The sequence below is a fragment of the Halomonas halmophila genome, from assembly GCF_006540005.1.
Lineage (GTDB): Bacteria > Pseudomonadota > Gammaproteobacteria > Pseudomonadales > Halomonadaceae > Halomonas > Halomonas halmophila.
This window is the reverse complement of sequence record NZ_BJOC01000019.1, coordinates 126,176-146,845: the sequence shown is the minus strand read 5'-3', so window position 1 is coordinate 146,845 and position 20,670 is coordinate 126,176. Positions and strand designations below refer to the sequence as shown.

Here is a 20,670-nt window from a genome sequence, read left to right as displayed (position 1 = left end):
TTCCGTGAGCCCGTCCAGGTCGAACCAGCGCCAACATCCCCGAAGGTAGTCTGAAATGGCCCGCACTCGCTGGTGGTGCGGAGGAAGCGACTCCGGTCGCATTCACGTTGATCACGTAGGAACATCATGAGCGAAAGCTTTGCTGAACTGTTTGAACAGTCTCTCCAGGACATCAACATGGAGCCGGGCGCCATCGTCCCGGCTGCTGTTGTCGACATCGAAGGTGACTGGGTCACCGTCAATGCCGGTCTGAAATCCGAAGGTCAGATCCCCGCGGCCCAGTTCCGCGACGAGAATGGCGAACTGACCATCGCCATTGGCGACGAGGTTCACGTCGCTCTGGAAGCCGTCGAGGACGGTTTCGGCGAGACCCGCCTGTCTCGCGAGAAAGCGAAACGCGCCGAGGCGTGGAAGGTTCTGGAAGCAGCCTTCGAAAAGGAAGAGATCGTCAAAGGCGTGATCAACGGCAAGGTCAAGGGCGGTTTCACCGTCGACGTGGATTCCATCCGCGCCTTCCTGCCGGGTTCCCTCGTCGATGTGCGCCCGGTGCGCGACACCACGCACCTCGAGCACAAGGAGCTGGACTTCAAGGTCATCAAGCTCGACCCGAAGCGCAACAACGTGGTGGTGTCTCGCCGTGCCGTGCTCGAAGCGGAAAACAGCGCCGAGCGTGAGGCCCTGTTGGCGACCCTGCAGGAAGGTCAGCAGATCATCGGTATCGTCAAGAACCTGACCGATTACGGCGCCTTCGTCGATCTGGGTGGTGTCGATGGCCTGTTGCACATCACCGACATGGCCTGGAAGCGCATCAAGCATCCGAGCGAGATCGTCTCCGTCGGCGACGAAGTCAATGTCAAGGTGCTGAAGTTCGATCGCGAGCGCAATCGTGTCTCCCTCGGCCTGAAGCAGCTGGGCGAGGATCCTTGGGTGCGTATCAAGGAACGTTATCCGGAAGGCACCAAGGTGCACGCGACCGTCACCAATCTTACCGACTATGGCTGCTTTGCCGAGCTGGAAGAGGGTGTCGAAGGCTTGGTCCACGTTTCCGAGATGGACTGGACCAACAAGAACATCCATCCGTCCAAGGTCGTTCAGGTCGGCGACGATGTGGACGTCATGGTGCTGGATATCGACGAAGAGCGTCGTCGTATCTCCCTGGGTATCAAGCAGTGCACTGCGAATCCCTGGGAAACCTTCAACGCCCAGTACAACAAGGGCGACCGTGTTTCCGGTACCATCAAGTCGATCACCGACTTCGGTATCTTCATCGGTCTCGAGGGCGGCATCGATGGCCTGGTGCACCTGTCCGACATCTCCTGGACAGACACCGGCGAAGAAGCCGTGCGCAACTTCAAGAAAGGCGATGAAGCGGAAGCCGTCATCCTGTCCATCGATCCCGAGCGCGAGCGCATCTCGCTGGGCATCAAGCAGCTGGACACCGACCCGGTAGCCGAGTTTCTGGCCGTCAATGACAAGGGCTCCATCGTGTCCGGTCGTGTCGTCGAGGTTGACGCCAAGGAAGCTCACGTCGAGCTGGCGACGGACGTCATCGCCGTGCTCAAGGCCTCCGAGATCAGTGCCGATCGCGTCGAGGATGCGCGCAACGTGCTCAATGAAGGCGACAGCGTGGAAGCACGCATTGTCGGTGTCGACCGCAAGAATCGTCAGATCAACCTGTCCGTCAAGGCCAAGGATCAGGACGATACGCGCCGCAACATGAGCAAGCTGCGTGAGCAGGATGGTGCCGCCGAAGGCGATGGTCCGACCACCATCGGTGACCTCATCAAACAGCAGATGGGTCAGGACTGAACGTCAGGCGGATAGCACCGTTCGGCCAAGAAGCTAAACACCGCCCTTCGGGGCGGTGTTTTCTTTTGGGTGGCATTGAGATGATATTTGATAATAGTCTCGATTGCCAAAACTTGTCGCTATGTCTTTATGACGAAGAGTCAGGCGGGCTTTAATTAAGCTTCTGCTTATTTTTGTGTTGTTTTGTTTCAGGTTATTAATTATCAGGCTGCCTTTAATACCTGGAATATGAAGTTGCTTTAAAGCCGGAGTTGCCTTGCGACTTCATATCGCGATAAAATCAACATGTCCCGTAGCATCCCATACCCATCTAGGATTCGTAACATGTCCTCACTGCTCAGTAATTACATGCAGAAAGAAGAGCAGCTCAAGCAGCTGCAAGCCGAACTCGACAAGCTCGAGAATGATGAGCGCCTCAAGGCGGAGCTGGAATTCAAGGACAAGCTCCAGTCGCTGATGGCCGAGTTCGGCAAGAGTGCAGCGGATGTCATTGAGCTGCTCGACCCCAAGTCCAGTGCTGCCAGCAGCCCCGCCTCGAAAGGCACTTCGGCAGGCAGCAATGGTCGCCGCAAGCGCAAGCTGAAGATCTACAAGAACCCCAACACCGGGGAAGTGGTCGAAACCCGCGGCGGCAACCAGAAAACACTCAAGGCCTGGAAGGACGAGTTCGGCGCCGAGACGGTTGAGTCCTGGCTGGTTCGTGTCGAAGAGTAAGGCTCAAGCCGCTCCTTGGACCATAAAGCTCATGAGTTGAGTACTACGGCAAGGCCCTGTCTTCATCGAGAGACGGGGTCATTGCTTGCCGGGTAGTACAGTGCAGCCGTCGCGATGATCGGCCTTCAGGCGCTCTCGCGAAGTGGTATGCGCAACTCGAGCCCCTGTGAGCGTGGTACCAGCTGGAGTGGCTCACCCTTGAGGACTTCCCCCTCGCCGGAAAAGCTGCGGCAACTCATGAAACACATGGCGTCACCGAGCTGACGGACTGTCTCGAGATGCAGACGGGCAATGCGTTGCCTGGGCAAGGATATCAGGCGGAAGGCAGGTGGCAGGGCCAGGTCCATGGCGGCCGAGGACTCGGTCTGGATTCCCAGGTCGAGTCTGGCAGGTGAAGCAATACGCTGATGATCCTGCACAATGGCAAGTCGTGAATGTTGCTCCAGCCCGCCGAGTTCCAGGGGTGCCGTGGCGAGATGCTGTTGCCAGTCGTTGGGTTCGTCCAGCGCCAGCGGAGTGTTGTAGAGTCGTGTCAAGAGCGCATAACTGGCGGGAACTTCGTCGGTCTGGTAAACGAAATGGCACTGGGCTTGTCGAAGTTGAAGTTGCAGGTCGATCTGCCGTTGCCGGCGATAGCGACGGGGCGTGAGCCCGTGATGTCGCTGAAAGGCACGCGTGAAGGCGGAATGGTTACCGTAACTGCACTCCCTGGAAACGTCCCTGACGCTCATCGGGGTTTGCACGAGCAGACGCGCGGCCTTGGCCATGCGCAGTCGGTCGCGGTAGGCACCGGGCGAGATGCCGAAAACATCGCGGAAACGACGCCGAATCTGCGAAGGCGAGTAACCGATGCGGTGTGCCAGCTCGTCGAGTCCGGCAGAGCTGTTCAGGGTATCCTGCAACCATACTTCCGCCCGCATCATTTCGTGGCTGATCGTATCGGCCCGGGCGGTATGCCACCAGCCGCGAAATCGGTGAGCGGTAATGCCTGCATCATCCATAAGATTCGAGAAAGATCCTTGTAAATGCGTGCCATGATATAAAGACAGTACATTAGCACTTATTAATAATGGCCTTTTATGCCGGTAATTCGCGTGCAAGGCAAGGAGCCTGGCCAAATATGCGCGTTTGAGAGCATTATGTGCGAGTTTTCGGCTGCCGGGCATTGCAGCGGACATGCTGTAGTTTGCCGTAGAGAGTATACTGCTCGCCGGGTCACGACGACCCTGTTCCAGACTATTTTACTTCACTTCAAGGCTAGACCTGGAGCCAGTTATTAGCGAATGAAATACCAGAATTCACGAGAACCCCATGATGAACGCGACAAGTTGCGCAAGTTTCGTGAGCTTGACGATGCGTTCGCCGAAGCCTTGCGCGATCTCGAGCAGCTCGAGAGTCCGTCTCGGCCATCCGATCAGGCTTCGGCCCAGCCCGGTAAACAGGTGGGTGAGCAAGACCGCGAGGCGGCTTTCAAGCGACAACTGGAGAGCCTGATGCAGGAGTACGCCTTGCCGGCCGACAGTGTCAGCGACCTCCTGGTCACCATGAAGTCGCTTGGCAGGATTTCGTGAGGCCCGTCCGGCGACCCGTGGTCGTCATCGCGTGTCGTGGTAGCGATACACTCTGATACTGGGCAGCAAGGCGGTATCCTCCAGGCGTGCGTCGCTGCGCCTGGCGCGGGTGCGTTGCACGGGGGGAGTAGCCGGCGGCTGATTGATGTCCGGCAGCTGTCCGCTGGAGCTGGGAATGAACAACGGCAGGGCGATATTCATGGCCTTGCGATCATGCCCATCCGCCAGGGGCTCCTTGAAGAACAGGTTGGCTCGCATCAGGGCCGCCTGTTGTTGCACCTGCGCCAGGGGCTCGCTGTCGGGCAGTCCACCCAGTTTCTCGAGTTGCAGGCGAACATGTGGAGCCTCGGTATCGAGTTCCAGCAGCATGCGCTGAGCATCGTACACACTGATCCGCTTGATAGAGCGGCCACTGCTGTACCAGGCCAGGCGCACGCGTGTGACCTCGGCGTCGGCTGCGGGGATGGCGCGCCAGCATTGCTTGAGGTGCAGGCGAGCCAGGCCGGCACCGCTCAGATGTTCATGCAGGGCAGGCTGGCGGAAGGGCAGGACCGCCTTGATCTCGGGGATCAAGCCAGGTACCTCACGCCGTATCTCGGCTATCAGGTGGCCCAGTTGACGCTTGGCCGCATTGACCTCCTGCAGTCGCACCATGACGTCGTCACTGGCGGCAACGATGCCGACATAGCGCCGTGTGCTGCGGCCGTCCTGACCATCTTCATACCAGTAGTCGAGCAGGGCGCGCTTCAGCCAGTCGGCATCGGCGTGTGGTGTGTCGAACGACCAGGCGGCGGCGCCGGATTGCTGCCATGCATCGACGAGGCAATGGGTTCGTTCGACCAGTTGATCGAAGGCGGCTTCGAGTTCGGCGAGTAGCCGGTATTCCGGCGCTTGCATCATCGTGGTCACGACTCAGGTGCATCACGATCGGCGCGGGCCAGCATGGCGTCGAGGTCCGCTTCATCCATGGCGGGCTCGCCGGCGATGCGGTGGGACTCTTCTGCCCAGGCGCCGAGGTCCAGCAATCGGCAACGCTTGCTGCAGAAGGGACGATAGGGATTCGCTTCCGTCCAGACAACCTTGCTGCGGCACTGCGGGCAGGCGACTTCCAGAGGGCGGTTGGTCGATGTGTCGGACATGAGGGTCTCGTCGCGATGTCGGGTGAATGGCGAAATAGCGTGGCGCATCAGCTACGGCGGGGCAGTCCCGGCATGTTCCGATACGCCTGGTCGAGCCGCCGAACCTCGGCGTTGAGGTCGTCCGGGCTGCCATCATTACGCAGGATATCATCGGCACGAGCGAGTCGCTCTTCGCGGGACATCTGGGCCTCCACAATGGCGCGCGCCTGTGCTTCGTCGACATCGTCGCGCCTGGCCGTGCGTTCGACCTGTACAGACTCCGGTACATCGATGACCAGGCAGCGATCGACCAGCGCATCCTGCCCGGACTCGAACAACAAGGGCGAGATCAGCAGGGCATAGGGCGCCTCCCGCTTGTCGAAGGCTTTCAGCCATTCGCTGAGTCTGGCCCGAATGCGTGGATGCGTGATGGATTGCAGCCAGTGACGCTCGTCGGCATCGGCGAAGACGATTTCGCGCAAGGCACGACGGTCGAGACAGCCGTCCTCGAGGATCAGGCGTGGGCCATAGCGTTGACGGATTTCGGCCAGGGTAGGTTCCCCTGGCGCCATGATGTCCCTGGCCACATCGTCGGCGTCCACCCAGGGCACGCCGAGTCGCGAGAAGGCCTGAGCGACGGTTGACTTGCCCGAGGCGATGCCGCCGGTCACGCCGATGACAGGAGAACGAGGTGTCAGATCAGCCATTGGAGGTACCACGCCATCAAGGGTTCACCGGCCAGCAGCATTAGCCAGCCAGCCATTGCCAGCCAGGGGCCGAAGGGAATGGCCTGGCCACGTTGTTGCGGATCCCGGGCCTGCACGACCAGCCCATAGAGGGTGCCACATACCGCCGCTACCAGCAGCAGAAGGGGAAGATACGACCAGCCCAGCCAGGCACCCAGGGCGGCCATCAGCTTGAAATCGCCATGGCCCATGCCGTGCTTGCCGGTAACCAGGCGGAAGATTCCGTGAAATGTCCAGAGTACCAGATAGCCGAGCATGGCGCCGAGCACGGCATCCGACAGGGCCCATGGTGCCAGCAGCCAGTGATGGAGGAGGCCGGCCCAGAGCAGCGGTAGTGTCAGGATATCCGGCAGCAACTGCAGCCGGATATCGATCACCGCCAGTGCCAGCAGGGTGAGGCAGGCTCCGAACAGGAAGAGGGCTTCCCAGCTCACACCATGCAGGATCAAAACGGCCAGGGTGAAGAGCCCGCCGGCGAGTTCCACCAGCGGATACTGGGGACTGATCCGTGCCTGACAGTCGGCGCAGCGGCCACGCAGCATCAGCCAGCCGATCAACGGCAGCTTGTGCCGCCAGGCGATGGGCGACTCGCACTGTGGACACATCGACCCCGGATGCATGAGATTGAAGCGTTGCGGTGACTCCGGCTCGAGGGACAACGCCTCGCGCGCTTCACTGCGCCATTGGCGCATCAGCATCACGGGCAGACGCGTGATGACCACGTTGAGGAAACTGCCGAGGCTCAAGCCTAGCAGCAAGGCCACCGGCCAGAGCAGCCAGGGGGGCAGGGCACTGTGCATCAAAAACTCCTTGCTTGGCATGCATCGCATTGTACGGGGTCAGTCGCCTGCTGTCCGCCCGCCATGCCGATCTGGACGTCACGGGCTGTCACCACGCACTGGGATGGTCTAGAATCTGGCCTTTATTTCGTCAGGAAGCGACCATGACCCAGACACTTGGACCAGTGATGCTGGATCTGGAAGGCCCTCGGCTGCTCCAGGAAGAACAGGAGATGCTTGGTCACCCGGCGGTCGGCGGTGTCATCCTGTTTGGCCGCAATGTCGAGGATGCTCTCCAGGTGCGCGAACTATGCCGCTCGATTCGCCAGGTGCGTCCCGACCTCTTGCTGGCCATCGATCAGGAGGGCGGCCGCGTGCAGCGCCTGCGCCAGGGGGTAACCCGCCTTCCCTCGATGGCGCGCCTGGGACACGAACATGCGGTGGCTCCCGAAGTCGCTCAGCGCCTGTGTCATGACACCGGCTGGCTGCTGGGCATGGAGATGGCGAGTTGCGGCCTGGACATCAGCTTTGCCCCCGTGCTCGATGTCGACAGCGGCCTCTCCTCGGTCATCGGTGATCGCAGCTTCAGTGGCGATCCCGACGTGGTCAGCGCACTGGCCGGCGCCTTTGTCTCCGGCCTGCACGAAGCCGGGATGTCGGCGGTCGGCAAGCATTTTCCGGGGCATGGTGGCGTGGCCGCCGACTCTCATCTCGAACTGCCCGAAGATGCGCGCTCCCTGGAGCGCTTGAGAGCCCACGACCTGATTCCGTTTCGCGACCTGGCGGGGCGCCTGGATGGCATGATGCCGGCCCATGTCGTCTACCCTGATTTCGATCACCGCCCGGCCGGCTTCTCGCCGGCCTGGCTGGGAATGCTCCGCGAGTCGCTGGGCTTCAAGGGCACCATCTTTTCCGATGATCTGAGCATGGGCGGTGCCCGCTCCGCCGGTGAGCCCGCCGAGCGGGCGCGTCAGGCTCTCGACGCCGGCTGCGATACGCTGCTGGTGTGCAATGATCGCCAGGCCGCTCTCCAGGTCCTGGCGGCCTGCCAGGGGCAGACATCGCGGCGCACCGGCAAGCTGCGCTATGGTCGAGCCCGTCCGGATCTGGATGCCCTGGGCGCCTTGCCCCGCTGGCGACGTCTCCATGCGCGTCTTGAGGCCATGGCCGCCGACTGACACCTCCTGCTACTGAATATTACGAGCTTTCGATGTCCAAACTCGATCCCGATACCCTTCCATCCCTTGCCGATATGCAAGCCGTCATGGACAGCGCCGACTGCCTGATTTCCCAGTCGGAGGTCGAACGTGCGCTGGACCGCATGGCCGACGCGCTGAACCGTGACCTGGGCGATCGGCTGCCGGTATTCTACTGCGTGATGAATGGCGGCCTGATCACCACCGGCCACCTGCTGACTCGCCTGGGCTTTCCACTGGAAGTCGACTACCTCCACGCCACGCGCTACCGAGGGGGAACCCGTGGTGGCGAGCTGTTCTGGCGGGTGTCACCGGAAGTGCCGATGGCGGGACGCCATGTGGTCATCGTCGATGACATCCTGGATGAAGGCTCGACCCTGGCGGCGATCCTCGATTACTGCCGACAAGCCGGAGCAGAGAGCATCTCCACGGCGGTGCTGGTCGACAAGCAGCATGATCGCAAGGCGGTGGCAGGACTCAAGGCCGACTATTGCGGCCTGGAAGTCGCCGATCGTTATGTGTTCGGCTTCGGCATGGACTACAAGGGTTACTGGCGTAACGCCCCGGGCATCTTTGCGCCCAGTGACATGTAGGCGACAGCATCTAGTGTCTGACCGGGCGCTTCTGCAGCTTGCGTTGCAGAGTGCGTCGATGCATGCCCAGTGCCCGTGCGGTTGCCGAGATGTTGCCGTCGTGTTCCTGCAACACCTTCTGGATATGCTCCCAGGTCAGCCGATTGATGGAGGGGGGCGTCTCGGCCACTTCGGCGGCCGGGTCGCCCTGCTCGCGGGATAACGCGGTGAGCACCTCATCGGCATCGACCGGCTTGCACAGGTAATTGACCGCCCCCAGCTTGATGGCCTCGACGGCGGTGGCGATGCTCGAGTACCCGGTCAGCACGATGATGCGGCATCCAGGGATCAGGGCCAGCATTTCCGGCAGCAGCTTGAGCCCCGACTCGTGTTCCAGCTTCAGGTCGAGTGTTGCCTGCTCCGGCTGATATTGGCGCGCCAGGTTCATGGCCTCTTCGCCATCGCGAGCGACTAACACCTCGAAGCCGCGTCGCGACATGGCGCGATGCATGACCTGACAGAACATCTCGTCGTCATCGACGATGAGCAGACGTCGTGCGCTTGCCGTCTGTTGCATGGTGTGGTGATCCTCTCGCTTGGCTTGCCGGTTTGTTGCCGCCGGGGTTCGTCGGCGCCTAGACGCCTAGACAGTGGTGTCACTGCGCGGCAGGCTGACCTCGGTCAGGGTTCCGCCTTCCGGGTGATTATACAGGCTCACGCCGCCGCCGAAGCGGTTGATCGTGGCATGGGTCAGGAAGAGGCCGATGCCGAGCCCCTTGCTCTTGGTCGACACGAAGGTCTCGCCCAGTTGATCGGCGATGTCGAGTGCCACGCCAGGGCCATGGTCTCGAATATCGATGATCACTTCGTCCGGGTTCCAGTCCAGCTGGATAACGATATCGTCGGGGTTGGCATCGGCCGCGTTGTTGAGCAGGTTGGTCAAGGCCTGCTCCAGGGTCGTGTCGACGGCGATGCGTGGCTGGCCGCGTCGCTCGGCGATGCTCAGCCGATAGGTCACATCGGGGCGTAGTACCAGCCAGCGTTGGATCACGCTTTCCAGCCATTCCCTGGCATTACGCACCTCGGCCTCGGCCATGCGTCGCCGGTCGGCATTGTCGACCAGATGTCGCAGGCGCGACTTGCAGGTATCCACCTGTTCACGCAGCAGCTCGATGTCCCGGTTCAATTGTGGGTCGTCGCCGGCATCCTCGCGCATCTCGCTCAACAGCACGGCCATGGTCGACAAGGGGGTCCCCAGCTCATGGGCGGTGCCGGCGGCCTGGGTGGCCACGGCCAGTACCTGTTCGTTGCGTAGCGCCGATTCCCGCGTGCGGGACAGGGACTGCTCCCGATTGCGCAGGGCATGCGCCATCTTGTAGATGAAGAAGGTCACGAGGCCTGCGGACAAGGCGAAGTTGAGCCACATGCCGAGGGTGTGCAGGTTCAGTCCGGTTTCGGCATGCGGGATGCCCAGTTGTGGTACTGGGTGATAGAAGAACATCAGGAAGCTGTAGCCGGCCATACCGGCCGATGCCACCATCCAGGCATGGCGCCAGGGCAGGGTGGCGGCGGCAATGGTGACCGGCACCAGGTAGTAGCCGATGAAGGGGTTGGTGGAGCCGCCGATCAGATAGAACAGTAGCGTCAACCCGGCCATGTCGGCCAGCAGGTGGGTCAGGTACTCGCCGTGAGTGACCGTCCAGGGGCGCCCGAGGCGCCACCAGGTGGTGATATTGATCAGGCTCATGCCGGTCATCACGGCAATCACGGCAGGAATGTCCAGGGCGAAGTCGAGCACCGCGATACCGATGACGACGCCGATGAGAAACCCCGTCCAGGTAATGCCGCGCACGATGGTCAAGCGCACCAGGTTGCGGTTGGGGGTCGATAGCGGTAGTGGCAGTGGGGCTTGCATGTCGGCTCCGCGATCAGGTCAGGCCATGATGGTAACCGCTCGACCGGCGAATCGGTATCTCAGCCGGCGCGCGCTCAGTCGCCCCGGCATTCCTGACCACGTCAGGACTCCTGTGGCCGATTCTGCCAGGCCGTCCATGAGTAGAGTGCCAATCCACACCAGATCAGCATGAATGTCGACAGCTGCGCCGGTGTCAGCGGCTCGTTGAACACCAACAGGGCGATCAGGAATTGAATGCTTGGGTTCAGGTACATGAGAAAGCCCAGGGTGGCGAGTCGCAGACGACGTGCCGCGCCGGCAAAGGCCAGCAAGGGCAGGGCGGTGATCACGCCACTGGCGATCAGCAACAGGGTGCTGCGGTGGTCGGCGAGGAAGTGCGACATGCCGAGCTCACTGAGCCATGCCAGCGCCAGGAGTCCGAGGGGCATGAGCAACAGTGTCTCGACCAAAAGGCCGGACAGGCCATCCAGCGGCACCTGCTTGCGCAGCAGACCATAGGTGCCAAAAGAAAAGGCCAGGGCCAGGCTGATCCAGGGCACTTCCCCGAGCATCATCAGCTGGATGGCGATGGCCACACCGGCCAGTGCCACGGCGACACCCTGCAGGGGCTGCATGCGTTCCCGCAGCACCAGCATGCCCAGCAGGACGTTGATCAATGGCGTGAGGAAGTAGCCCAGGCTGGCCTGCAGTACCTGGCGGGTTTCCACGGCATAGATGTACAGCCCCCAGTTGGCACCGATGAGAATCGCACAGGCCAGGACGCGCCCCAGACGCCGAGGGTGTCGCAGGGCGGCTCTGACCGGTGACCAGCGACGCATCAGTGTGACCAGGCCCATGAGAAAGACACATGACCACAGCACGCGATGGATGAGCACCTCATAGGCGGGAATGCCCTCGAAGAGGGCGAAAAACAGCGGGAAACAGCCCCACATCAGGTAGGCGGCGAGGCCGAAGCCGACCCCCTTGCTGGCATCGGGGGAAACGGAGTGAGTCCTTGGCATGTTAAGCTTCCTAAGAATGTCGGTCCCATCATAGTGCCACTACCGGCTTCATGCCATGGCTGCGCCCTTCGGGTGACTCAGTTAGGCTATGACCATACCCGAACCAATCAGGGAGCCTGGTATGAGTGAATTGCGAACGACCCTGGTGCAGTGCGATCTGCGCTGGGAGGATCCCGATGCCAACTGCCGGATGCTCGAACAGACCCTGGGGGATCTCGGTGGCGAGCAGACCGACCTGATCGTTCTGCCCGAAATGTTTGCCACCGGCTTTACCATGAACTCGCGCGAAATGGCTGAACCCATGGAGCACAGCGCGACTGTCGCGTGGATGCGTGATCAGGCGCAGCAGCGCGGCTGCGTAGTGACCGGCAGTGTGGCGGTCAGTGCCGGGGACGCCTGCTTCAATCGCCTGATCTGGGCGCGCCCCGACGGCAGCCTGGTCCATTATGACAAGCGCCATCTGTTTCGCATGGCTGGCGAGCACGAGCGTTATGCCATGGGGCCTGAACGTGTCGTGGTCGAGCTCAAGGGCTTCCGGATCCTGCTCAGTGTCTGCTATGACCTCAGGTTCCCGGTCTGGCTGCGTCAGCAACCGACGCCCGGCGAACATTTCGAGTATGATGCACTGCTGTGCGTTGCCAACTGGCCGGCGCCGCGTCGTCACGCCTGGCGTATCCTGCTGCAGGCCAGAGCGATCGAGAACCTGTGTCCGGTGATCGGCGTCAACCGGGTCGGCGAGGATGCCAAGGGCCTCGGCTATGCGGGCGATTCCATGCTTCTCGATGCCAAGGGCGAGGCCCTGGTGGACGAGCCCCGCGATGAGCCCTTCGTGCACACGGCCTGCCTGTCCCTGCAGGAACTACAGGCCTTTAGAGACAAGTTTCCATCCTGGATGGATGCCGACCACTTTACCCTGACCGACGGAGTCGGCAACGCATGCGATTAGACCGATTTCTGGCCGAGAGTACCGAGTTGACGCGTGGCCTGGCCAAGCGGGCGTTATTGCGCGGCGAGGTCAACGTCAATGGCCAGCTGGAAAAGAAGGCCGCCCGCCATGTCCAACCCAATGATGATGTCACCTGGCTGGGTGAAACGCTGGCGCTGATCGGCAATCGCTACATCATGCTGCACAAGCCGCAGGGCGTTGAGTGCACGTCGCGCCGGGAATTCTATCCGAGGGCGGTGGACCTGCTGGATGTCGCCAAGTCCGAACGCTTGCAGCCGGTCGGCCGGCTGGATGTCGATACTACCGGGCTGTTGCTGATCAGCGATGATGGACAATGGTCCCATCGTGTCACCTCGCCGCGGCACCAGTGTGCCAAGGTGTATGTGGCGACCCTGGCCCGGCCACTCGAGGGAACCACGGCGCAACGTGCCGTGCGGGCCTTTGCCGAGGGTATACGGCTGGAGGGCGAGACATCGGCGACCCGTCCTGCCGAGCTGGAGTGCCTGGATCCGTTTCGCGTCCGACTGACCATCCACGAAGGTCGCTATCACCAGGTGCGGCGCATGATCGCCGCCATCGGCAACCATGTAGAGGCACTGCACCGCCAGTCGGTGGGCGAGCTGACACTGGACGATGCGCTGGCACCCGGTGAGTGGCGAGAGCTCGATGCCGGGGAAGTGGCGCTCTTCTAGGCGTAGACATGGGACCTTGCGCGCCCGGCCAGCTTGGCGCTGTAGAGGGCCTGGTCGGCGAGGCCCAGCAGCGCTTGAGGATCATCGACATGCTGGGGATAGGAAGCGATGCCGCATGAAATGGTGATCGGTCCCATGGTGGTTCCCTGATGGACGTGCAGGGTCTTGGACAGGATGTCGAGTAGCTCGTCGGTACGCTGCTGAACACCACCGGCTTCTGTGTGATACAGCAGGATAGCAAACTCCTCGCCGCCCAATCGGCAGATGACATCGGCTTCGCGGAAGTGCTGCTTGAGCTGGCTGGCGATATTGACCAGCGCGCAGTCTCCCGCCTCGTGGCCGTACTGATCATTGATGCGCTTGAAGTGATCGATGTCGATCATGACCAGTGTCAGCGGGGACTGGTGGCGTATGGCCTGTGCCGACGCTTTCTCGAGTATGTCGGTAAAATGGCGACGGTTGTAGAGGCCGGTCAGGGGATCCGTGTAGGAAAAGACCTCGAGTCTTTGAATCAGTGTCTGCAGTTCCTCGGTTCGCTGCGCCACCTCCTGCTCCAGTCGCAGGTTCAGGGCCTTGAATTCCTGTTGAGTTCGCTTGTACTCGAACAGCGAGATCGCCACGATCACGAAAGAGAACACCAGCGCTCCGGCGCTGATGGGCACGCGAGCCCAGGGCAACAGACCGTGGGCAACGGCCATGTCCGCTATCAGCAGCAGGCTGAAGACGGCATGCGTGGCCAGAATGGCTTTCTGCTCAACGTCGAGTGTCTTCAGTCGTGGCAGGATGATGACTGCCATCAGTACCATGCTGATCAGCAACAAGCCATCGAAAATCGGGTAGGTAATGGCCAGACTGACCCAACCCAGCGAGGCAGCACCCAGGGCGATCACCCAATACGCCAGGTGCAACTGCCAGATGCGGCGAATGAGTCGTAGGCGGGTATCCCGGTACCACTGCTCTACGAGTAACCCCAGGGCCACGGGCAGCAGGAAATAACCACCGGCGGCCAGATAATTCCACATCAGAGGGGCGTCGATCAGTAACTGACTGGCTTGCGTCTCGGCCAGGATCATGCTGCCCGACGCCAGAGAAAACAGGGCAATGGGGGCCAGCTGGTGGCGTTTGCCGGGCTGGATGGTGGTAAATACGCCCGTCAGCAGGGCGAGGAGCAGGCAGATCATGCTGATGCCGAGGTCGATCGCCGAATGACGCAACACATAGCCGAACAGCTCGGCGCGTTCCATGATCTTGATCTCGCCCCACAGGCCGATGTCGGTATAGTCGGAATAGACGCGAAAATACATCGGCTGGCCGGCAAAGTCGGGAGGTAGCTCGATCATGTGCCATGGCCAGCCGGCGAAACGGCCCTGGCCATCTGCGCCGAATTCGCCGAATCGGTAGTGGCGTTGCCCCTCCAGGTAGGCCTCCAGCAGGAGGTTGACACTGTAGATATACAGCACAGGGTCGCGCCAGCTGCCCCCTGACGGCAATGTCGTCTTGAACCAGGCATGGCGCTTGCCGTCGCGGCCCGGCGGGTTGGAGGGAAAGTTGATGGCCTGCCAACCTGCCGGATCCTTACCTTGCGCCCAGGCCGGGCTGCCATCTGCCGAGACAGGGGAATCCCCCCAACGAAACTGCCAGCCTTCAGAAAGCGACATGTCAGACGCTTGTGGTGAAAGCGTGAATATGACAAGACTCCAGAACAGTATGCACTGCCCCAGCACCCCGGTTGAGCGGTTCATTTTATGGAATGTCCCTGCGTGACTCTGGGAGCCAGTATAGGCAGGGCAGCCTTCGGGGCAGTTTGTACCGTTTTAACGTTTTAGTGCTTTCTTTATGAGCTTGTTATTAGTTTATACCGTTATCTTGTCATCGCAACTCTACTATGCGCTACGTTGGCTTCATCATGTGCCGGGGAAGGTGCAGGATGGTACGCCGGTCCCTCCAGGAATCAAGCCCCATTCGGAACCATCATCACTCGGATGAGGCGGTGAGCCCGGCGGCGTTCACCAGGGCACTGGTGTAGTCGCTGGCCGGGCTCTCCAGAACATCGCGGCAGTAGCCGTGCTCGACCACGACCCCATCCTTGAGTACCAGCAAGCGATGCGCCATGGCACGTACGACCGCCAGGTCGTGACTGATGAACAGATAACTGATGCCACGCTTGCGCTGCAGTTCACGCAACAGCGTGACCAGCTGGGCTTGTACGCTACGGTCCAGAGCCGATGTCGGCTCGTCGAGAACGATCAGCTCGGGTTCCATGATGATGGCCCGGGCGACGGCGATTCGCTGGCGCTGGCCGCCGGAGAATTCATGCGGATAGCGGGCGGCACAGCCCTCGGGCAGGCCGACTTCCTGGAGGGTCGCGGCGACGCGCTGTGACACCGTCGCCGGGCTCAGTTCGGGATGATGAAACCGCAAGCCTTCGCTGATGATGTCGGCGACCGGCATGCGGGGCGAGAGAGAGCCGAAAGGATCCTGGAAGACGACCTGGAAGCGTCGCCGCTGACGACGCATGTCGCGCTGGCCCAGTTGGTCGAGGCGGACGCCATCGAAGTCGATTTCCCCCTGCGAGGGAACCAGGCGCAACAAGGCCTGGGCGAGGGTGCTCTTGCCTGATCCGGACTCGCCGACAATGCCCAGGGTTTCCCCGGGGGATACCTGTAGATCCAGCGGTTGGAGCGCTGCGAAAGGTGGAGGGCGCCGTTGGAACAGCTTCTTGGGGCGCTGGAAGTCGACGCTGAGCCCTGTGGCCTGCAGGAGCAAGCGGGAACTCGCTACCGGTGCCGGTCGGCCGCTCGGCTCGGCATCCAGCAGGGCTCGTGTATAGTCGCTCCGGGGTTGGGTGAAGACGTCACGGACCTCGCCGCTTTCCTGCATGCGGCCCTGATGCATGACGCAGACCCGGTCGGCATGGTGACGCACCAGGTTGAGGTCATGGGTGATGAACAGCATCCCCATGCCCTGCTCGTCGCGCAGTTCGGCGAGCAGCGACAGGATTTCCTGCTGTACCGTGACATCCAGTGCCGTCGTGGGTTCGTCGGCGATCAACAGGCGGGGATGGTTGGCGATGGCCATGGCGATCATCACCCGCTGGCGCTGCCCGCCCGATAGCTGATGCGGCCAGGTGTCGAGCAGTTCGGCCGCTCTGGGCAGTTGTACCCGTTCGAGCAGCTCCCGGGCGCGCTTGCGAGCCGATTGTCCGGTGAGTCCCTGGTGTAGCCGCAGTACCTCGCCGATCTGCTTGCCGATATTGTGCAGCGGATTGAGCGAGGTCATCGGTTCCTGAAAGATGAACCCGACCCGTGAACCGCGAATGCGTTGCCAGTCGCGCTGTGTCAGGCCCTCCAGTTGCTGCCCGGCGAGTCGGCGGGAGCCGCGAATGGCGGCGTTGGCGGGCAGGAGCCCCATGGCACCCAGGGCCGAGACGGACTTCCCGGAACCGGATTCGCCGACCAGTGCCAGCGTCTCGCCATGATGGACTTCCAGCGACAGGTCCTCGACGACGGCGGTGCCGTCGAAGGCGATATGCAGCTGGTCGAGCTGGAAAAGTGGCTGTTCAGTCATCGTCCGGGGTCCTCGTGCCGGCCTGGCCGCCGGCATGTTGAATGTGGCGCGGATCGAAGGCGTCACGTAGCCCCTCGCCGATGAAGACCAGCAGCGACAGCATGATCGACAGTGTCATGAAGGCGACAATGCCCAGCCAGGGTGCCTGGAGGTTGTTCTTGCCCTGGGCCACGAGTTCGCCCAGGGAGGGCGAGCCGGGTGGCAGGCCGAAGCCGAGAAAGTCCAGGGCGGTCAGCGTGGTGATGCCGCCGGTGAACAGAAAGGGGATGAAGGTCAGGGTGGCAACCATGGCATTGGGCAGGACATGGCGCCACATGATCAGGTGTGATGGCAGGCCCATGGCGCGAGCGGCGCGCACGTACTCCAGGTTGCGGGCGCGCAGGAATTCGGCGCGCACCACATCGACCAGTCCCAGCCAGGAAAACAGCAACATGATACCCAACAGCCACCAGAGGTTGGGTTCGACCATGCTGGCCAGGATGATGAGCAGGAATAGGACAGGAAGCCCCGACCAGATTTCGGTGAGACGCTGGCCGATCAGGTCGACCTTGCCACCGAAATACCCCTGTACGCCGCCGATCAATACGCCCAGCACCAGGGAGCCGATGGTCAGGATCAGGGCAAAGACTACCGAGAGACGAAAACCATAGATGACGCGGGCCAGTACGTCGCGCCCCTGATCATCCGTACCCAGCCAGTGTTCGGCGCTAGGGGGAGAGGGGGCGGGGTGTTCGAGACCCATGTCCAGGGTGTTATAGGAGTAGGGAACCGGCGGCCACAGCATCCAGCCCTCGGCCTCAATGGTATTCCGTGTATGGGGATCGCGGTAATCCGCCGGTGTGGGCAGGAAGCCGCCGAACTCGGTGTCGGGATAGTCGACCACTAGCGGGACATACCAGTCGCCCTGGTACTGCATGAGCAGGGGCTTGTCGTTGGCGACCAGCTCGGCGCCCAGGCTGATCACGAACAGGGCCAGAAAGACCCAGAGCGATACCCGAGCCCGGCGGTTGTGGTGAAAAACCGCCAGTCGACGCCGGCTGATGGGGGACAGGCGCGAGCGCATGACATCCAGCATGATCAGGATTCCCGCGTTTCGAAGTCGATGCGTGGATCCACCCACACATAGGTCAGGTCGGAGATCAGCTTCAGCACCAGCCCGATCAGGGTATACAGATATAGGGTGCCGAAGATCACGGGATAGTCGCGTTGCATGACGGCCTCGAAGCCGAGCAGGCCCAGGCCGTTGAGCGAGAAGATGACCTCGATCAAGAGGGCGCCGGTAAAGAAGATGCCGATCAGGGCCGAGGGTAGCCCGGCGATGATGATCAGCATGGCATTGCGGAACACATGACCGTACAGCACGCGGCGGTCACTCGCACCCTTGGCGCGGGCCGTCAGTACGTATTGCTTGTGAATTTCGTCCAGGAAGCTGTTCTTGGTCAGCATCGTCAGGGTGGCGAAGCTGCCGATCGCCGAGGCCAGAACCGGCAAGCTGATATGCCAGAAATAGTCCTTCACCTTGCCCAGTGTGGAGAGTTCTTCGAAGTCCGGTGATGTCAGGCCACGTAGCGGAAAGATATCCCAGTAGCTGCCGCCCGCGAAGAGCACGATCAACAGGATGGCAAACAGAAAGCCGGGGATGGCGTAGCCGACGATGACAATGCCCGAAGTCCAGACATCGAAACGCGAGCCATGTCCCAATGCCTTGCGGATCCCCAGGGGGATCGATATCAGGTAGACCAGCAGGGTGGTCCATAGCCCCAATGAGATCGACACCGGAAGGCGTTCGAGGATCAGCGTCGTGACGGCCTTGCCGCGAAAGAAACTCTCGCCGAGATCGAAAGTGGCGTAGTCGATCAGCATGTCGAGGAAGCGTTGCGGTGCCGGCTGATCGAAACCGAACTGTTGTTCCAGACGCTGGACGAGCCGGTCCGGTATGCCGCGGCTGGAGCGCGATTCGTCGCCTTGCATGACCTCGCCACCACCACTCTCGAGACGCGTGCTGGATTGCGACGACAGTCCCTCGAAGCGGGCCAGCATTTGATCGATGGGACCGCCGGGAGCGGCCTGCACGATGATGAAATTGAGCAGCAGGATCCCCAGCAGTGTGGGAATCATCAGCAACAGGCGGCGCAGCGTATAGGCGGCCACGGCAACTCCTCCAGCAGGGGCGTATCAGCCGCCGCTCTGGCGGGCCTCGACCTCGCGTGCACGTTGCGGGTCGATCCACCAGGCGTCGAGGTCCAGGCTATACTGCGGAAAGGGCTCCTTCCAGGCCAGTTTATCCCAGAAAGCCAGTCGAGTGGCGGGAAGATGCCATTGGGGTATTACATAGAAGCCCCAACGCAGTACGCGATCCAGGGCACGGGCAGCAGTATCCAGTTCGCTGCGGGTGTCGGCGGCAACCAGTTTTTCGACCAGATCGTCGATGACAGGGCTTTGCAGGCCAATGAGGTTGCGACTGCGCGGTACATCAGCGTAATTACTGCCCCAGTACTCGCGCTGTTCATTGCCGGGACTGGCCGATTGGGGAAAGCTGCCAACGATGATATCGAAATCGAAGTTGCGCAGTCGATTCAGGTACTGGTTGACATCAACCACGCGGATATTGCCCTGGATGCCCAGACGTTCGAGGTTCTGCAGCAGCGGTTGCACGACCCTCTCGAAGCGAGTGTCGTACAGCAGCACCTCGATGTGCAGGGGCTCGCCACCCGGCTTGAGCAGTTGTCCGTCCTGGTAGCGGTAGCCTGCGGTGGTGAGTTTTTCATGGGCCAGTTTGAGTCGTGCGCGTGGATCCTGCGGTCGCTCCATGGGCAGGGGCGTATCGAAGACCCGTTCGGGCAGGGCATCACGGTGGGGCTCGAGCAATGCCAGCTCGTCGTCGCTGGGAAGCCCTGCGGCTGCCATCTGGGAATTGGCGAAATAGCTGTGGGTGCGTTCGTAGGCCCCGTAGAAGAGGTTCTTGTTTAGCCACTCGAAGTTGAAGGCCAGGTTCAGAGCCTCGCGAAGCTGAATGTTTTGAAACTTGTCCCGACGCAGGTTCATTACATAGGCCTGCATGCCGGCCGGCTGACCATCCGGAATCTCGAGGCGTTTTACGAAGCCCTGGTTGGCGGCAGGAAAGTCGTAGCCGGTGGCCCAGTTGCTGGCCGTGGCGCCGATGCGAAGGTCCAGGTTGCCCGCCTTGAAGGCCTCCATGGCCACGGAAGCGTCCCGATAATAGTCATAGATCAAGCGGCCAATGTTATGGCGCCCCCGGTTGACCGGTAGATCCTTACCCCAGTAATCCTCCACTCGCTCGTAGACGATGCGACGGCCTGGGTCGACGCTGACGATGCGATACGGGCCCGAGCCAAGCAAGGCGTCGCGTGTGGGGTCGGTGAAGTCTCGGTCTTGCCAGTAGTGGGCCGGGAGCACCGGCATCTGGCCCAGAATCAAGGGAAGCTCACGGGATTCGCTGTCGGCGAGGTCGAAATGCACGGTATCTTCATCCGCCACGTATACGTCCTCGACACCCGCATAATAGGCACCATAGAAGGGGCGACCCTGCTCGACCAGGGTATTGAAGCTGAAAACGACATCTTCAGCTGTCACTGGCGTGCCGTCATGGAAATGTGCCTTCGGATGAAGGTCGAACTCGACCCATTGGCGGTTCGGGTCCAGTCGAATGCCCGAGGCCAGCAGGCCGTACATGGTAAAAGGCTCGTCAGGGTTCTGGGTCAGCAGGGTATCGTAAGTATGGCTGAGTCCGGCGGCCGGCGTTCCCTGGATGATATAGGGGTTGGTCGAATTGAAGCTGCTGCCGTTGGCGGCACGGCTCAGGCTGCCTCCGACGGGGGCATCGGGGTTGGCGTGGGGAAAATGCTGGAAACCTTCGTCGAGGGCGGGGTCACCGAATAGCGCCAGGGCGTGTCGTGTCGGGACATCGGCTGGTTCGGCCGCCATGGCGGCCCCGCTGGCCATGGCCATGAGCATCGGCAGGAGCAGTCGAATCATGAGATGGTCCTTTCCGGGATCAAGCTGGCGCGAAGACGACGCGCCATT

The 20,670-nt window shown here is 61.6% G+C and carries 20 protein-coding genes; 7 read left to right on the top strand and 13 right to left on the bottom strand.

Annotated elements, in window-relative coordinates:
• Positions 1-126: 126 nt before the first annotated feature.
• Both rpsA and HHA01_RS07750 read left to right on the top strand, forming a co-directional pair.
• Positions 127-1,809 carry a 30S ribosomal protein S1 gene (gene rpsA / locus HHA01_RS07755; protein ID WP_141319408.1) on the top strand — a complete coding sequence of 561 codons (1,683 nt, stop codon included), beginning with the start codon at positions 127-129 and terminating at the stop codon, positions 1,807-1,809.
• A gap of 324 nt (positions 1,810-2,133) precedes the next feature.
• On the top strand, positions 2,134-2,523 hold the full coding sequence (locus tag HHA01_RS07750) for a histone-like nucleoid-structuring protein, MvaT/MvaU family (RefSeq protein ID WP_141319406.1): 390 nt from the start codon (positions 2,134-2,136) through the stop codon (positions 2,521-2,523).
• A gap of 125 nt (positions 2,524-2,648) precedes the next feature.
• Here the strand turns inward: HHA01_RS07750 and HHA01_RS07745 are convergent, their stop codons facing one another.
• On the bottom strand, positions 2,649-3,524 hold the full coding sequence (locus HHA01_RS07745; protein ID WP_170214851.1) for a helix-turn-helix transcriptional regulator: 876 nt from the start codon (positions 3,522-3,524) through the stop codon (positions 2,649-2,651).
• Between the two features lie 282 nt (positions 3,525-3,806).
• Between HHA01_RS07745 and HHA01_RS07740 the strand changes: the two genes are divergently transcribed.
• The gene (locus HHA01_RS07740; RefSeq protein WP_141319402.1) at positions 3,807-4,094 is read left to right on the top strand and encodes a hypothetical protein; all 288 of its coding nucleotides are present in this window, start codon (positions 3,807-3,809) and stop codon (positions 4,092-4,094) included.
• Between the two features lie 24 nt (positions 4,095-4,118).
• Here HHA01_RS07740 and HHA01_RS07735 read toward each other — a convergent pair whose 3' ends face one another.
• The 4 genes from HHA01_RS07735 to HHA01_RS07720 are packed head-to-tail and all read right to left on the bottom strand — an operon-like array spanning position 4,119 to position 6,758.
• Positions 4,119-4,994, bottom strand: a complete 876-nt coding sequence (locus tag HHA01_RS07735) for a DNA replication terminus site-binding protein (protein WP_141319400.1) — start codon at positions 4,992-4,994, stop codon at positions 4,119-4,121.
• A gap of 5 nt (positions 4,995-4,999) precedes the next feature.
• Entirely contained in the window at positions 5,000-5,233 is a 234-nt protein-coding gene (gene yacG / locus HHA01_RS07730) for a DNA gyrase inhibitor YacG (RefSeq protein WP_141319398.1), read from the bottom strand.
• A 47-nt stretch (positions 5,234-5,280) separates the two neighbouring features.
• Positions 5,281-5,919, bottom strand: a complete 639-nt coding sequence (gene coaE, locus HHA01_RS07725; RefSeq protein WP_141319396.1) for a dephospho-CoA kinase — start codon at positions 5,917-5,919, stop codon at positions 5,281-5,283.
• The gene (locus HHA01_RS07720; RefSeq protein ID WP_141319394.1) at positions 5,907-6,758 is read right to left on the bottom strand and encodes a prepilin peptidase; all 852 of its coding nucleotides are present in this window, start codon (positions 6,756-6,758) and stop codon (positions 5,907-5,909) included. Before HHA01_RS07720 ends, coaE begins: the two co-directional genes overlap by 13 nt.
• A 143-nt stretch (positions 6,759-6,901) precedes the next feature.
• Between HHA01_RS07720 and nagZ the strand changes: the two genes are divergently transcribed.
• The gene (gene nagZ / locus HHA01_RS07715) at positions 6,902-7,915 is read left to right on the top strand and encodes a beta-N-acetylhexosaminidase (protein WP_141319392.1); all 1,014 of its coding nucleotides are present in this window, start codon (positions 6,902-6,904) and stop codon (positions 7,913-7,915) included.
• Positions 7,916-7,947: 32 nt separating this feature from the next.
• Positions 7,948-8,526 (top strand): hypoxanthine-guanine phosphoribosyltransferase, encoded by a 579-nt coding sequence (locus HHA01_RS07710; protein WP_141319390.1) that lies wholly within the window; start codon positions 7,948-7,950, stop codon positions 8,524-8,526.
• A 10-nt stretch (positions 8,527-8,536) separates the two neighbouring features.
• Here the strand turns inward: HHA01_RS07710 and HHA01_RS07705 are convergent, their stop codons facing one another.
• The 3 genes from HHA01_RS07705 to rarD form a co-directional block, all read right to left on the bottom strand.
• Positions 8,537-9,082, bottom strand: coding sequence for a response regulator transcription factor (locus HHA01_RS07705; protein WP_141319388.1), 546 nt, complete (start codon positions 9,080-9,082; stop codon positions 8,537-8,539).
• 66 nt (positions 9,083-9,148) lie between these two features.
• On the bottom strand, positions 9,149-10,420 hold the full coding sequence (locus HHA01_RS07700; protein WP_141319386.1) for an ATP-binding protein: 1,272 nt from the start codon (positions 10,418-10,420) through the stop codon (positions 9,149-9,151).
• Positions 10,421-10,521: 101 nt separating this feature from the next.
• A complete protein-coding gene (gene rarD / locus HHA01_RS07695) occupies positions 10,522-11,421 on the bottom strand; it encodes an EamA family transporter RarD (protein WP_141319384.1) in 900 nt (299 codons plus the stop codon).
• Between the two features lie 121 nt (positions 11,422-11,542).
• On the opposite strand from rarD, the gene HHA01_RS07690 reads away from it, so the two are divergent.
• The gene (locus tag HHA01_RS07690) at positions 11,543-12,367 is read left to right on the top strand and encodes an amidohydrolase (protein WP_141319382.1); all 825 of its coding nucleotides are present in this window, start codon (positions 11,543-11,545) and stop codon (positions 12,365-12,367) included.
• The gene (locus HHA01_RS07685; RefSeq protein WP_141319380.1) at positions 12,358-13,059 is read left to right on the top strand and encodes a pseudouridine synthase; all 702 of its coding nucleotides are present in this window, start codon (positions 12,358-12,360) and stop codon (positions 13,057-13,059) included. The genes HHA01_RS07690 and HHA01_RS07685 overlap by 10 nt, the downstream gene beginning before the upstream one ends.
• Here the strand turns inward: HHA01_RS07685 and HHA01_RS07680 are convergent.
• From HHA01_RS07680 to HHA01_RS07660, 5 genes are all read right to left on the bottom strand, one after another.
• Positions 13,056-14,717: a GGDEF domain-containing protein gene (locus HHA01_RS07680; RefSeq protein WP_246053845.1), complete on the bottom strand. Its 1,662-nt coding sequence runs from the start codon at positions 14,715-14,717 to the stop codon at positions 13,056-13,058. The genes HHA01_RS07685 and HHA01_RS07680 overlap by 4 nt on opposite strands.
• Positions 14,718-15,033: 316 nt before the next feature.
• Entirely contained in the window at positions 15,034-16,626 is a 1,593-nt protein-coding gene (locus tag HHA01_RS07675; protein WP_141319376.1) for an ABC transporter ATP-binding protein, read from the bottom strand.
• The gene (locus tag HHA01_RS07670) at positions 16,619-17,701 is read right to left on the bottom strand and encodes an ABC transporter permease (protein WP_141319374.1); all 1,083 of its coding nucleotides are present in this window, start codon (positions 17,699-17,701) and stop codon (positions 16,619-16,621) included. Before HHA01_RS07670 ends, HHA01_RS07675 begins: the two co-directional genes overlap by 8 nt.
• Before the next feature lie 2 nt (positions 17,702-17,703).
• Positions 17,704-18,777 (bottom strand): microcin C ABC transporter permease YejB, encoded by a 1,074-nt coding sequence (locus HHA01_RS07665; RefSeq protein ID WP_141319372.1) that lies wholly within the window; start codon positions 18,775-18,777, stop codon positions 17,704-17,706.
• A gap of 24 nt (positions 18,778-18,801) precedes the next feature.
• Positions 18,802-20,622 carry an extracellular solute-binding protein gene (locus HHA01_RS07660; RefSeq protein ID WP_141319370.1) on the bottom strand — a complete coding sequence of 607 codons (1,821 nt, stop codon included), beginning with the start codon at positions 20,620-20,622 and terminating at the stop codon, positions 18,802-18,804.
• Positions 20,623-20,670: the final 48 nt, after the last annotated feature.